12 protein-coding genes are annotated in these 13,965 nt (G+C 69.9%); 7 read left to right on the top strand and 5 right to left on the bottom strand.

From position 1 onward, the window contains the following. The first annotated feature begins 18 nt into the window (after window positions 1–18). Both VI238_RS08225 and VI238_RS08220 read left to right on the top strand, forming a co-directional pair. Window positions 19–1,332: an NAD(P)/FAD-dependent oxidoreductase gene (locus VI238_RS08225; RefSeq protein ID WP_331650297.1), complete on the top strand. Its 1,314-nt coding sequence runs from the start codon at window positions 19–21 to the stop codon at window positions 1,330–1,332. Window positions 1,333–1,660: 328 nt separating this feature from the next. Further along, complete coding sequence (locus VI238_RS08220) at window positions 1,661–1,936, top strand: GNAT family N-acetyltransferase (RefSeq protein WP_414650039.1); 276 nt, start codon at window positions 1,661–1,663, stop codon at window positions 1,934–1,936. Here the strand turns inward: VI238_RS08220 and VI238_RS08215 are convergent. Then, window positions 1,923–4,697 (bottom strand): protein kinase domain-containing protein, encoded by a 2,775-nt coding sequence (locus VI238_RS08215; protein ID WP_331650295.1) that lies wholly within the window; start codon window positions 4,695–4,697, stop codon window positions 1,923–1,925. The two genes, VI238_RS08220 and VI238_RS08215, sit on opposite strands and share 14 nt — an antisense overlap. After that, window positions 4,694–5,281, bottom strand: coding sequence for an ECF-type sigma factor (locus VI238_RS08210; RefSeq protein WP_331650293.1), 588 nt, complete (start codon window positions 5,279–5,281; stop codon window positions 4,694–4,696). The genes VI238_RS08215 and VI238_RS08210 overlap by 4 nt, the downstream gene beginning before the upstream one ends. 132 nt (window positions 5,282–5,413) lie before the next feature. Here VI238_RS08210 and VI238_RS08205 point away from each other — a divergent pair, with 132 nt between their 5' ends. Together VI238_RS08205 and VI238_RS08200 are read left to right on the top strand one after the other, a co-directional pair. Beyond that, window positions 5,414–6,925, top strand: a complete 1,512-nt coding sequence (locus tag VI238_RS08205; RefSeq protein WP_331650290.1) for a hypothetical protein — start codon at window positions 5,414–5,416, stop codon at window positions 6,923–6,925. 424 nt (window positions 6,926–7,349) lie between these two features. Further along, a complete protein-coding gene (locus VI238_RS08200) occupies window positions 7,350–8,063 on the top strand; it encodes a CsgG/HfaB family protein (RefSeq protein ID WP_331650288.1) in 714 nt (237 codons plus the stop codon). 126 nt (window positions 8,064–8,189) lie between these two features. Here the strand turns inward: VI238_RS08200 and rluB are convergent, their stop codons facing one another. The 3 genes from rluB to VI238_RS08185 form a co-directional block, all read right to left on the bottom strand. Next, on the bottom strand, window positions 8,190–9,827 hold the full coding sequence (gene rluB, locus VI238_RS08195; protein ID WP_331650286.1) for a 23S rRNA pseudouridine(2605) synthase RluB: 1,638 nt from the start codon (window positions 9,825–9,827) through the stop codon (window positions 8,190–8,192). Next, a complete protein-coding gene (gene scpB / locus VI238_RS08190) occupies window positions 9,824–10,573 on the bottom strand; it encodes an SMC-Scp complex subunit ScpB (RefSeq protein WP_331650284.1) in 750 nt (249 codons plus the stop codon). The genes rluB and scpB overlap by 4 nt, the downstream gene beginning before the upstream one ends. A 68-nt stretch (window positions 10,574–10,641) precedes the next feature. Next, window positions 10,642–11,565, bottom strand: a complete 924-nt coding sequence (locus VI238_RS08185) for a ScpA family protein (protein ID WP_331650282.1) — start codon at window positions 11,563–11,565, stop codon at window positions 10,642–10,644. 346 nt (window positions 11,566–11,911) lie between these two features. Between VI238_RS08185 and VI238_RS08180 the strand changes: the two genes are divergently transcribed. The 3 genes from VI238_RS08180 to VI238_RS08170 all read left to right on the top strand — a co-directional run. Continuing rightward, window positions 11,912–12,211 carry a YciI family protein gene (locus VI238_RS08180; RefSeq protein WP_331650280.1) on the top strand — a complete coding sequence of 100 codons (300 nt, stop codon included), beginning with the start codon at window positions 11,912–11,914 and terminating at the stop codon, window positions 12,209–12,211. Continuing rightward, window positions 12,208–12,477, top strand: coding sequence for a BolA family protein (locus VI238_RS08175; protein ID WP_331650278.1), 270 nt, complete (start codon window positions 12,208–12,210; stop codon window positions 12,475–12,477). Before VI238_RS08180 ends, VI238_RS08175 begins: the two co-directional genes overlap by 4 nt. 67 nt (window positions 12,478–12,544) lie before the next feature. Beyond that, window positions 12,545–13,965: chromosome segregation SMC family protein (locus VI238_RS08170; protein WP_331650276.1), on the top strand; the 1,421-nt coding region annotated here is incomplete at its 3' end.

The following is a 13,965-nucleotide window of genomic DNA, read 5'->3' as shown; positions in this document are numbered from 1 at the left end:
GGACCAGGCGAACACGAGATGACGGAACGCGCGTTACCCCACGTACTCGTCGTCGGCGGCGGCTTCGGCGGACTGTGGGCGACGCGCGCACTGGCCACGGCGCCCGTGCGCGTGACGCTCGTGGATCGCACGAACCACCATCTGTTCCAGCCCTTGCTGTACCAGGTCGCGATGGCGGGCCTTTCCTCGCCCGATATCGCCGCGCCGTTGCGCCACATCCTGCGCCGGCAGCGCAACGTGACCGTGCGCATGGATGTCGCGCGCGAGATCGACGTCGCCGGGCGCCGGGTCCGCTTCGACGGCGGCACGCTCGACTACGACTACCTCGTCGTCGCGAGCGGCGCGCGGCACGCGTATTTCGGCCACGACGAATGGGCTCGCCATGCGCCGGGGTTGAAGACGCTCGACGACGCGCTGCAGATCCGCCGCCACATGCTCGAGGCGTTCGAGGCGGCCGAACGCGCGCCCGATGCGCGCGAGCAGGCCGAATGGCTCGACTTCGTGATCATCGGCGCGGGGCCCACGGGCGTCGAACTCGCGGGCACGCTCGCCGAGATCGCGCGCCATGCGCTGCCGCAGGAGTTCCGCCACAGCGATCCGCGACGCTCGAAGATCCATCTCGTCGAAGCGGGGCCGCGCGTCTTGCCGTCGATGCCAGCGACGCTGTCCGAGCGCGCCCGCCGCCAGCTCGAACGCCTCGGCGTGAGCGTGCATCTCGGCCGGGCCGTGACCGCAATCGACGCCCGCGGCGTGGAGCTCGGCGACGAGCGTATCGATGCGCGGACCGTGCTGTGGGCAGCGGGCGTCGCCGCGTCGCCGCTCGGCATGCAGCTCGGCGCCGATGTCGACCGCGTCGGCCGCGTGCGCGTCGCGCCCGATCTTTCGTTGCCGTCGCATCCCGACGTGTTCGTCGTCGGCGATCTCGCGAGCGTGATGCACGACGACAAGGCCGTGCCCGGCGTCGCGCCCGCCGCGAAGCAGATGGGCGCGCACGCGGCGGCGATGATCCGCAACCGGCTCGCAGGCCGCGCGACGCGCGCGTTCCGCTATCGCGACTACGGCAACCTCGCGACGATTGGTCGCATGGCGGCCGTCGTCGATCTCGGTCGCGTGCGCTTCTCCGGTGCGCCGGCCTGGTTCTTCTGGTTGTGGGCGCACCTGTTCTTCCTGATCGGTTTTCGCAATCGCGCCGTCGTCATGGCGGAGTGGATCTGGTCGTACTTCACGTACCAACGCCACGCGCGCATCATCGTCGCCGGTCGCGACGAGCGGCAAGGACGTGCTGCGCGCGACCTCGAACCCGAGGGACAACAACCGGATTCCGACGCCTGAGGCATGCAGCGTCTCGGCGGCGGACCGCGGCTTGCGCCTTCGCGCTGCGCGCGGGTCATCGTCGGCGATCGCGGGCGGAGCAGGGCAACGTGCACCGTGACCGCCTCGGCGATGCATGACGGGGCGGGAGGCGGACGTTCGAGGCGCGTCGCGATTGGACCACGGCGTGTTCCGCCGTGCGTGCGGCGTGCTCCGACCTGCGATGGCTCGTCGCGTCCTGCGCGCGGATTCCGTCCACTTTCCGGCTCGGCCCGTTGCGAGCGCGCCGGAGCGAAACCACGTATCGTGCGCGACGCGGAACAATTCGATCTGCAGCGAGGACACTTTCGTGGATATCGAGCACAACGCGGCGCAGCGCCGCTTCGAGACCGTCGTCGATGGCGTGTCGTGCGTACTCGAGTACGACCTGCGCGACGGCGTGATGACGATCACGCACACCGGCGTGCCCGTCCAGGTCGGTGGGCGCGGCATCGCCGGCGAACTGGTCAAGTCGGCCTTCGAAACCGCGCGGCGCGAGGGTTGGCGCGTCGTGCCGGCCTGCTCCTACGCGTCGGCATGGATCCAGCGCCACCCGGCTTACGCCGACCTCGTCACTCGCGCGTAGCGACCGTTGCGCCGAGCTTGCGGCCGAGTTCGGCCTGCCGGCGGCGCGTCGCCGAGCCGTCGACGAAGCGCGTCGCGAGCAGCGGGGCGACCGCGTCGTACAGCGCGCGCGCCTCCTCGCGTTGTCCTCGCACGACGAGCACGTCGGCGAGTTCCAGCTCCGCATCGATGGTCGAATTGGCCTGCGGGCCCGCGCTCCGGGAAAGGATCTCGACAGCACGGCGCAGCTCCGACTCCGCCTCGCCGAGATGGCCGCGATCTCGCTGCACGAGGCCGCGCAAGCGCGCGATCGAACCCTGTCGCGCGTGCGTCGGCGGGTAGAGTGCGGCGAAAGCGGCCGAAGACTGGTCGAGGTAGGACAATGCTTCGTCGTAGCGATGGCTGCGGCGCATCCAGTCCCCCAGATGGGCGAAGCGGCGCGCGCGCTCGATGCGCAGGTCCATCGAGTCGGCATTGCCTTCGATCGGCATGTCGAGCATCACGCGTGCGGCGTCGAGTTTGCCGTTGAGCATGAGGCTGCGGCCGAGGTTCTGGCGGTAGATCGGCAGGCGCGGATCGTCGGTCTCGGTCGACTGCTTGAGCGCGTTGTCGAGCACCTCGCGGAACATCGCGAGCGAGGTCGCGTAGTCGCCCGCCTGTTCGAGCAGGCTCGCGAGGTTGTTGAGCCCGATCGAATACGATGGCGTGCGTTCCTGGTGGTTCGCGCGCATGAGATCGACGTTCTCCTGCAGCAGCGCGGTCGCTTCGACGATCCGGCCTTGCAGCTGTATCGCCTGGGCGAGGTTGTTGCGCGCCGTGACCGCCCATGCGCTGCCGGGATCGAGCGTGCGCAGGCGCGTCTGGAGCATTTCGCGCAGCAGGCGCTCGCCATCGGCGTAGCGGCCCTGCTGTTCGTACACTTCGGTCAGGAAACCCTTCGCCTGGATCACCTCGTCCGCATCGTCGGGGAGGCGCTGTCGCATCGTCTCGATGCTGAGCCGGGCGTCGCGCTCGGCGTCGTCGAAACGACCGCTGCGCATTTCGGTTTCGGCGAGCGCATACAGGCACTGCGCATACGTCACGCTGTCCTTGCCTTCCGCGGCGGCCGCGTACTCGAGCGCGCGCTGCGCACTCGCGACGCCGCCCGATGCGTCGCCGTTGCGCGCCTGCGAGAGGCCAAGCGTGGAAAGGATGTCGGCCGCGAGCTTGCGATCCTCGGGCGCGACCGTGCCGAGGGTTGCGATCGCTTCGCGCAGCACCGGCTCCGCCGAGCCGGGCCGTTCGGCGAGATTGAGCGCGAAGCCCTGGTCGGCGAGGTACGCGGCGCGCTGGCGCGGCGTACCGTGGCTGCGCTCGAGCTCGGCCGCCCGCAGGAGGCTGTCGGCGGCGTCGTCGGGCAAACCGAGTTCGAGATAGATCTTGCCGAACGCGCCGAGCAGGCGTGCTCGCTGCTGCGGCGCTTCGGCGAGACGCGCGTCGATCTCCCGCCGGCCGCGGTCGACGAGGTCGCGCGGGGCGATCGGTCGCGTGCCCGCTTCCTCCGGCGAGGCCGAATGGAACAGCGCGACGAGGTAATCGACGACGCTGTTCGCGGTCGCCGACTGCTGCCGCGCGAGTGCCTCGGCGCGCAACGCGCGATCGCGTTCGTTGGCGAGGCGCCAGGTGAACCATGCCGCGAGCGCGATCGCGGCGACGCCTGCGAGGGTCGCGAGGCGATGGCGGCTGACGAATTTGGCGATCCGGTAGTGCATCCGGTCCGGCGCGGCATGCACGGGCCGGCCGCGCAGGTAGCGCGTGACGTCGTCGGCGAGCGCGGACGCCGAGACGTAACGGCGCTCCGGTTCGACGTGCGTGGCCTTGGCGACGATGAGATCGAGCTCGGGAGGCAGCCGACGCTTCGCGACGCGGCTCGGCGGAGGCAGCCGGCCCGTCTCGTCGCGGCTCGGCACGCAATCGCTGATCGTCTCGTAGAGCAGCAACCCGAGGCCGTGCACGTCGGTCGCCGTGCTCACGGGGTGGCCCTTTCGTTGCTCGGGACTCGCGTAGGCGGGGGTGAACCACGGCAGCCCGGTCTGCTGCGCGGTGCCGCCGGTCTCGCCGAGCAGCTTGGCGATGCCGAAATCGAGCAGCACCGGCTCACCGTCGCCGCGCACGAGGACGTTGGCGGGCTTGAGGTCGCGATGGATGACGAGGCGCTGGTGCGCGTACTGCACGGCGCTGCAGATCTTCAGCAACAGTTGCAGGCGCTCGCGCAGTGGAAGGTCGCGCGCGCGGCAGAATTCGTTCAGCGGCACGCCGTCGACGTATTCCATGACGAGGTACGGCTGGCCGTCCGCGGTGGTGCCGCCGTCGAGCAGGCGCGCGATGTGCGGATGGCTGAGGTCGGCGAGTATCTGCCGTTCGCGGCGCATGCGCTCGGTCGAATCGCGCGTGGGCAGGCCGCGCAGCAGCTTGATCGCGACGCGCTGGTCGAAATGCTGGTCGACGCGCTCGGCGAGGAACACCGTGCCCATGCCGCCGCTGCCGATCTCGCCCGTGAGGCGGTAGGGTCCGAGCTGTCGACCGCTCGCGGGCACCGTCGCAGCGCGCGCCGCCGCTTCCCGCAACTGGCGCGTGATGCCGTCCTCGCCGTCGCCTTCGGCTGCGACGAGCGCGAGCGCCTCGGCGCGCAGATCCGCATCGGGTTCGACATCGGCGAGCCACGCCTCTCGCGTCGCCGGCGGGCGTGCGAGCAACCCATCGAACAGTTCCTGCAGGCGCTCCCAGCGCGGATCACCGCTCATGCAGCGAGCTTCTGCTTGAGCCAGGCCCGCGCGAATCTCAGCTCGCGGTCGACCGTCGGCACCGACACGCCGATCACCTCGGCGATTTCCTCGCGCTTGAGGCCGAGCAGGTAGTTGAGTTCGATCACCTCGCACTTGCGCGCATCGATCTGGCGCAGTGCCGCGAGTGCTTCCTCGAGCGCGAACGCCTCGCCCTGCGCGTCCTCGCCCGGCGCCTCGTCCGCAGCCGACAGCGTCACGTGCACCTCGCCGCCGCCGCGGCGTTCGGCCCCCCGCGCGCGCGCGGCGTCGACGAGGATGCGGCGCATGGCGACGCTGACCACGCCGTAGAAGTGGCGGCGGTCCTGCCATGCGACGTCCGCGTTCATGAGGCGCAGGAACAGTTCGTGCGCGAGCTCCGTCGGCTGCAGGGTCATGCGGCCGCCGAACTGGCGCAGGTGCTTGCCCGCGATCGCACGCACCTGCGCGTAGACGAGTTCGGTCAGGCGCTCCGCCGCCGACGCGTCGCCGTCGTTCCATGCGTGCAGGAGCCGCGTGACCGCCTGTTGCTCCTGCCCGTCGTTCGCTGCGTAGGGTTCGTTCATGCGCCTGTCCCGCACGTCGCTCGCGCCGATGATAGGAAATCCCGCACCGCCCCGTATTGATCCGGTGAATGCCACAGCGCGGACGACCGCCGTCGCGCGAACGGCCACTGAATCCGAAACGGGAGATGGAAGATGAAGTGTACTCGCAACCGAATGCCGAACGTCCGGCATCGACATGAGGCCGGCAGCGCCGCGGTCTCCACTCGTTCCGCCGCATGCCTGCGTCGCTTCGGCGCGACGCTGCTCGCATTCGCCTGCACCGCGGGGGCCGCATCCGCGGCGCACCCGGGCGATATCGACGGCGGGTTCGGCCAAGGCGGCTTCGTCACCAACGATTTCTTCGGCACCGACGAGCGGATCTTCGCCGTCGCACCGATGCGCGACGGCCGTTTCGTCGCGACCGGCAAGGTGGTCGGGGCGAACGCGAGCGGCGACGGCGGCAGCGAGAACGTCGCGGTCGCGCGCTACCTCCCGAACGGAGCGCTGGACCCGAGCTTCGGCACGGGTGGGTTGTTCCACCTCGACGTCGACGGCGCATCGGACGAAGGTCGTGCGGTGCGCGTCCTGTCCGACAACAGCGTGCTCGTCGGCGGCACGCTCTCGACCTCCTCGCACTCGGACTACGGCGTGGTCAAGCTGAAGGCCGACGGCTCGCTCGATACGACGTTCGGTGAGCCCGACGCTGGCACCGCGCGCAGGGGCTACGTGCGCCTCGACATCGGCGGCGTCGACATCCACGACAATCCCTACGCGATGGCCGTGCAGCGCAACGGCAAGATCGTGCTGGCCGGCATCACGCGCGTGTTCCACGACGGCTTCTGGTACGGCCAGGTCGCGGTCGCGCGCTTCACGGCCGAGGGCGTGCTCGACACCACGTTCGCGGCCGGGCAGGGCTACGTCGTGCTCGCGCCGTTCTTCGGCGCGGCGGGCGACACGCTCAGCACGATCGCGCTCGACCAGGCCGGCAATCTCGGTGCGGACGACCGCATCGTCGTCGGCGGCTATACCTCCGGGCGCAACACCTCGTTCCTCGCCCGGCTCACCGCGGACGGCGCGATCGACACGACGTTCAACGGCACCGGTCGGGTGACCTTCCAGGCGGCCAACAGCGGCGGCGTATTCAGCGGCCTCTACATGCTGGCGGCGGCCCGCCTGACCGCCGACGGCCACATCGTCGTCGTCGGCGAAGGCAACGATCGCGGCATGGCAGTCATGCGCTTCAACGCGAACGGCGCGCTCGACACCACGTTCGGCCAGAACGGCCGTTCGCTGATCAAGTTCAGCGGCGGTGCCGACGAGGACATCGCGATGGCGCTCGCGCTGCAGGGTAACGGCCGGATCGTCGCCGCGGGTTCGGCGACGAACCGCGCGACCGGTGCGGCGCACCAGGACTTCTTCGTGGGCCGCTGGAACGCCGACGGCACCGTCGACACGACGTTCGGCGAGCAGGGCCTCAAGGTCGCGCAGGTGTCCACGGTCGAGGACGGCGCGTATGCGGTCGCGGTCGAAATTTCCGGCGACATCCTCGCCGGCGGCTACACCTCGCATCCAAACGTCGCGCCGCACGACTTCGCGCTGTTGCGCCTGTTCGGCGACCCGGATCGCATCTTCGCCAATGGCTTCGATGCGCCGCCCGGCTTCTGACGGCACGCCGGCGGCGACCCGCGCGACGCCTGGGGATGACTACGCCGGCGCATGTTCGCCGGCAGCTTCCGCGATGGCCGGCACCGAGCCTGCCGGTCGCGACGGGCAATCCCGCGCGGAGCGTCGAACCCGCCGGACTCGTTTCCCCCGGCCATCCCGCCTGCGCGTTCTCCCCGCCGCGCAGTCCCCGGGATGGCCTTTTTCCATCGTCGGGTGCAGCCCGCATCACGTTCGTGGCGTGAACCAGTTCCACCCCGGTTCGCCGAACGTGTCCGAGCTGGCGCCGAAAGTCGTTTGCTAGAATGCCTTCAATCGTTACGGCGACGCGGGATGCCGGCCAGCTGCAGCGCCGGCGGCCCAAGCCTGTGTCGGGGGCGGCCTGCTGGACGGGGGCATCGGGGTTCCATTCATGGGAGTGAGAGAGATGAGCAAGTCGTTTTGTGCGGTGCTGCTTTGCCTTGCCGGCGTGGTCGCCAGCGGTGCCGCGGTCGCGGCCAACAAGCCGTCGATCGGCGTCGCCGAGTTCAAGAACGAATCGGCAGCCGGATGGTGGCGCGGCGGCGTGGGCTGGGAACTGTCGGGCATGCTCTCGAACGAGCTGTCGAGCACCGGCGATTTCCGCATCGTCGAGCGTTCCAAGCTCGAGAAGGTGCTCGAGGAGCAGAACCTCGCTGCGTCCGGCCGCGTGCGCGCGGGCACCGGCGCGAAGATGGGGCAGGTGACGGGCGCCGACTATCTCGTGTTCGGCACGGTCACGGCGTATGAAGAGAACACCGCGAGCACCGGCGGTGGCATCAGCTTCAAGGGCATTTCGCTCGGCGGCAAGAAGTCCGAGGCATACATCCGCATCGACGTGCGCGTCGTCAACGCGACCACGGGCGAAGTCGATTTCTCGCGCGCGATCGAAGGTCGCAGCTCGGGTGGCGGCGTGAGCGTGGGCGTGTTCCGCGGTGGCTTCGGCGGCGACCTCGCGCACGAGTCGAATACGCCGGCGGGCAAGGCGATCGGCGCCGCACTCGTCGAGATCAGCGATTATCTCGATTGCGTGATGGTCAAGCGCGGCAGCTGCGAGTCGGAATTCGACGCGAAGGAGCAGAAGCGCCGCGACAGCAACCGCAAGTCGCTCAAGCTCGACTGAGCGCGGTTTGCGGGAAACGAAAAAGGCGGGCTTTCGCCCGCCTTTTTCATTTCTTGCGCAGGTGCGCGCAACGGCTGGCGCGCGGCATGTCCGGCGCCGCACCTCGATGCGCGAGGTTTGAAGGCTTCAGCGGGAGCGCGGACCACCGCGACCGCCGCCGCGTCCGCGGTTGCCACCGGGCGGGCGGTTGCCACCCGGCGCGCGGTTGCCCCCCGGTGCGCGGTTGCCCGCATCATTCGTCGAGTTGCCGGGCGCGCCACCGCCCCGGCGCGGGCCGCCGTGCGGCGAGCGCGAATCGGGATGGCCGTAGGGAAGGTCGTGCACCGAGTTGCCGGGTGAACCGCTGCGCTGCGGACGCGGACCGCGGGTAGCGTCCTTCGGTGCCGCGCGGTTGCCGTGGCGATCGTCGCGCCCCTGCGGATGGAACTGGCCGGAATGGTATGGCTGCTCCATGCCCGGTCGCGCGCCACGCCGTTTGCTGCCCGGTGCCGATTCCGGGAACCAGCTGCGCAGCACGGCCGGGCTGAGGCCCGGTTCGGCGGCCCAGGCGGCACGCGGCGCATCGTGGCCCTGGTTCTGACCCTGCGCCGGCCCCTGGCCGCGACGGCCCTGGCCCTGGCGTTGTCCCTGACCCTGGCGTTGCTGGCCTTGCCCTTGGCCCGGCCGCGGGCCCTGGCCCGGGCGCTGCCCTTGCCGCGGTCCACGTGCGGGGCGCTGGCCCTGCGTCTGCGAGTCCTGTGCGCCGGGGCGTCCCTTGCGACCGGCACCACCACCGCGCGCCTTGCGCGGCTTGGCCGCTCCGCGCCAGCCGTCGTCGCGGAGGCGGTCGAACGCGGCGAATTCCCGCGCTTCGTCCGCACGCGCGCCGGTCCAGCCCTGCTGCGCCTTCGGTGGCCGGAATTCGGTCGGCGTCGCGCGGCGCTGGCCGATCACCGGTGCGAGCGTGAGCCGCGGTTCAGGCGTGCCGACGCCGCACCGCTCGCGCAGTGCGGCGACCTGGCCGGCGTCGAGTTCGGTCGACTGGCCACGCAGCAGGCCGCGCGGGAGTTCGATCGTGCCGTAGCGGATGCGCTTGAGGCGGCTGACGAGCAGGCCCTGCGATTCCCACATGCGGCGCACTTCCCGGTTGCGTCCCTCGCGCAACACGACGCGGAACCACGAATGGCTCGCGCCTCGGCTGATCACGCCGATCTCTTCGAAGTGCGCCGGACCGTCCTCGAGCTCGATGCCCGTGCGCAGTCGCTCCAGCACTTCGTCGGGTACTTCGCCGTGCACGCGGCAGATGTATTCGCGCTCGATCTCCGAACGTGGATGCATGAGCGTGTTGGCGAGGTCGCCGTCGGTCGTCAGCAACAACAGGCCGGTCGTGTTGATGTCGAGGCGACCGACTGCGATCCAGCGTGCGCCCTTGAGCTGCGGCAGCTGTTCGAACACGGTCGGCCGGCCCTCGGGATCGTCGCGCGTGGCGACGACGCCGTCGGGCTTGTTGTAGAGCAGGACCTGCGCGTGTTCGGCGTTGTCGGCGACGACGACGAAGCGCTTGCCATCCATCTCGACGCGATCGCCGCTGCGCACGCTCTGGCCGAGCGTCGCGACCGCGCCGTTGAGCTGCACCTCCCCGGCTTCGATGCGAGCCTCGAGCATGCGGCGCGAGCCGAGGCCGGCGTTGGCGAGCACCTTGTGCAGGCGTTCTTCGACCGCGGGGGCATCGGCGGATTCGGCCGGACGTTTGAGTTTGAGGATGGCGCGGTTGGAGGTGGTCATGCGATGGATTCCGGGGTGTCTTCGTGTGCGTCGCCGTCGGTCGGCGCTTCGCGGTTGTCAACGGGTTCCGCATCGGCCTCGGCGCGTCGCGCGTCGGCCAACTCGGCGATGGGTGCTTGGTCGGCGTCCCGCTCCGGCGCCTCGTCCGACTCGACGACCACGACCTGCACGGCGATCGCCCCGCGGGGCTCGTCGAGCGCGAGCTGGGGATCGAGCTCCTCGATGTCGCGCAACTCGCCCAGCGGCGGCAGCTCGTCGAGCGACTTGAGGTTGAAATAGTCGAGGAACTGCTTGGTGGTGCCGAACAGCGCGGGTTTGCCGGGCAGGTCGCGGTAGCCGACGACGCGCACCCACTCGCGCTCCTCGAGCGTGCGCACGATGTTGGTCGACACCGCGACGCCGCGGATCTGCTCGATTTCCGCGCGCGTGATCGGCTGGCGGTACGCGATCAGCGACAGGGTCTCGAGCAGCGCGCGCGAATAGCGCGTCTGGCGTTCGCTCCACAGCTTGCACACGTGTGCATGCACGTCGCCGCGGACCTGGTAGCGGAAGCCGGACGCGACCTCGACCAGTTCGATGCCGCGCCCCTCGGCGTCGGTCATGAGTTCCTCGACCGCCTTCGCGAGTTCCTCGTGCGAGGGCATCTCGAATTCGTCGAACAGACCCGACAGCTGCGGCAGCGACAGTGGCTGCGCGGAGGCGAGCAGGGCGGCCTCGATGATGCGTTTGAGTGGCTGCAGTTCCATCGGTACAGGAGTTCGTATGCTGTCGGAAGGCGGTCGCTTCGACCGCGGGAATTACGCCTGCGTCCGGTTCAGGACGCGAGGGTCGCGGGCTCGCCCTCGGCCGACGGCGCCTCGTTCGGCGACCCGTCGGACGCGCCCGCACCGTCGGCGGTCGCGAGGGACTTGACGTAGATCGGCGCGAGCGACGCTTCCTGCACGATCTCGATGAGCTGCTCCTTGGCGAGTTCGAGCATCGCCAGGAAGGTCACGACCACCCCGCGTCGGCCTTCGCTCGCGTCGAACAGCTTCTCGAAACGGTGGAACTCGCCGTCGCCGAGCGCGTTCAGCACGTCGCTCATGCGACTGCGCACGTTCAGCGCCTCGCGCTGGATCGCATGGTGGCCGTACAGCTCGGCCCGCTTCATGACGTCCTTGAGCGCGAGCAGCAGCTCGCGCAGTTCGACCGGCGGCGGCAGGCGGATCACGTTGCGGTCGTCGACGACGACGTGCGCGGGCACGAAGTCGCGATCCTGGCGCGGCAGCGCATCGATGTCCTCGGCCGCCTTCTTGAACCGCTCGTACTCCTGCAGGCGCCGCACGAGTTCGGCGCGCGGGTCGTCCTCGATGCCTTCCTCGGCCGGCGGACGCGGCAGCAGCAGGCGCGACTTGATCTCGGCGAGGATCGCGGCCATCACGAGGTACTCGGCCGCGAGTTCGAGCTTCATCTCCTGCATCATCTCGATGTAGTCGACGTACTGGCGCGTGATCTCGGCGATCGGGATGTCGAGGATGTCGAGATTCTGCCGGCGGATCAGGTACAGCAGCAGGTCGAGCGGTCCCTCGAACGCCTCGAGGATCACTTCGAGCGCGTCCGGCGGGATGTAGAGATCCTGCGGGATCTCGAGCACGGGTTGCCCGCGCACGACCGCGAGCGGGATCTCCTGCTGCTGCGGCACCTGCGGGAACGTGCTGGCCGGTGAGTCTGTGCTGGGCTGTTCGGCGGTCTGGTTCATGCTCGATCGATGATCCCGATTCCACGCCTTCCGGCGCCTCACGGCGCGGCGGGTCGTGCAACGATCACGGCGTGCGGCCGCACGCGCGGCGAATCGGCCGCCGGTGCGCAAGGCCTGCAACAAGGACGCCCGGATCCTGAGGGGTCCGGAGGTCGGCCATCCTAAAAAAGGTCGGGAGGTGGGCTGGGAACGCTCCGCGTCGGCGCGCGCGGGCTCCGCCCTCTCGATTCGGCCCTAGACTACGGGGAAATGCGCCGATGCGCAAATGCCGTGACCGTCGGGTGTCGACGGCGTGTCGCGCAGCGCATCGGCTAACATAGTCTTTTGTCCGCAGGATGCCCCGTTCATGTGGTATGCGATCGTCGGTAGCGACGTGCCCGACTCCCTCGCGCGCCGGCTCTCGGCGCGCCCGGCTCATCTGGAACGCCTCAACCGCTTGCGCGAGGAAGGGCGACTGTTGCTCGCGGGCCCGTTCCCGGCGATCGACGCCGAGGATCCGGGGCCGGCCGGATTCAGCGGCAGCCTCATCGTCGCCGAGTTCGCGGACCTCGCCGCGGCGCAGGCGTGGGCCGATGCGGACCCGTACGTCGCCGCGGGCGTGTACGCGCAGGTGAGCGTGCGTCCATTCCGCAAGGTGGCACCTTGAGTGCGCGCGTGGACCGCATCCGGGATCGCCTGGCCGCCGCTTTCGCACCGCTCGAGCTGGCGGTCGACGACGAAAGCCATCGCCACGTCGGGCACGCGGGCGCGCGCGACGGTCGCGGACACTTCCGCGTGCGCGTCGTGAGCGCCGCATTCAGTGGCCAGGCACCGCTCGCGCGCCACCGCGCGGTGTACGCCGCGCTCGGCGACCTCATGCAGACCGACATCCACGCGCTCGCGATCGACGCGCGGGCGCCGGGCGAAGGCTGAGACGAGTCGCCGGCCGCAGGTCCGCGAGCGGATCGCTCGCGCCATGGATTTCCGAGGTAACCGCTAGATGCGCCTGACAACGATCAAACTGGCCGGATTCAAGTCGTTCGTCGACCCGACCACCTTGCACCTGCCGACCAACATGACCGGCGTCGTCGGTCCGAACGGCTGCGGCAAGTCGAACATCATCGACGCGATCCGCTGGGTCATGGGCGAAAGCGCGGCGAGTCGCCTGCGCGGCGACGCGCTCACCGACGTGATCTTCTCCGGTTCGAACGGCCGCAAGCCGGTCGGCAGCGCGATGGTCGAGCTGCTGTTCGACAACTCCGACGGGCTCATCGTCGGCGAATACGCGAGCTACAACGAGATCTCGGTCAAGCGCGTGGTCAGTCGCGACGGCCAGTCGCAATATTTCCTCAACGGCGTGCGCTGCCGTCGACGCGACATCACCGACCTGTTCCTCGGTACCGGCCTCGGCCCGCGCAGTTATTCGATCATCGAGCAGGGCATGATCAGCGAGATCGTCGAGGCCGATCCCGAGCAGTTGCGCAACCACCTGGAAGAGGCGGCGGGCATCTCCAAGTACAAGGAGCGCCGCAAGGAGACCGAGAACCGCATCAAGGCGACGCGCGAGAACCTCGATCGCGTGCGCGACGTGCGCGACGAGGTCGACAAGCAGCTCGAGCACCTCAAGCGCCAGGCGCGCACCGCCGAGCGCTGGCAGCAGCTCAAGGAAGAGCAGAAGAAGAAGGAGGCGGAGGTCAAGGCGCTCTCGCTGCGCGCGGCGCAGGCCGAAGTCGACGGGCAGTCGGGCGCCTTGCGCAAGGCCGAACTCGCGATCGAGCAGCAGCTCGCCGAGCAGCGCCACACCGAGGCGGCGCTCGAGACCGGCCGCGAGAGGCATGCCGCCGCGGTCGAGCACATGAACGCCGTGCAGGGCGAGGTGTACAAGGTCGGCGCGGAGATCGCGCGGGTCGAGCAGCAGATCCAGCACAGCAGGCAGCTCGCCGAGCAGCTCGAGCGCGCGCGCGAGGAAACCGAGCGCGCGCATGCCGAGCTCGCCGAGCACATCGAGAACGACCGCCAGCGCTTCGAGGAGCTGAGCGCGCTGCTCGCCGACGCCACCCCGCAACTGGAAACGCTGCGCGATGCCGACGAAGCGGCCGCCGAAGCCCTCCGTACGAGCGAACTGCAGCTGTCGGAATGGCAGGCGCAGTGGGACCGGCACACGCTCGCGACGTCGCAGGCCGGGCAGGCGGCCGAGGTCGAACGCACGCGCCTGGACTACCTCGACAAGCAGTGCCTCGCCGCCGACCAGCGCCATGCCGCGCTCGACGCCGAGCGCCGCGCGGCCAACATCGACGAACTCGCCCGCGCGCTCGCCGCGCTCGAGACCGAGCACGCGGCGCTGCGCGAACACGTCGAGACGCACACCGGGATACTCGACGAGCGCCGCCACGCGGCGGAGGCCGCGCTCGAGCTCGAGCG

Source organism: Dokdonella sp., from assembly GCF_036518555.1.
In the GTDB taxonomy this organism is placed as follows: Bacteria; Pseudomonadota; Gammaproteobacteria; order Xanthomonadales; family Rhodanobacteraceae; genus Dokdonella_A.
This window is presented reverse-complemented; position numbering and strand designations above follow the sequence as displayed.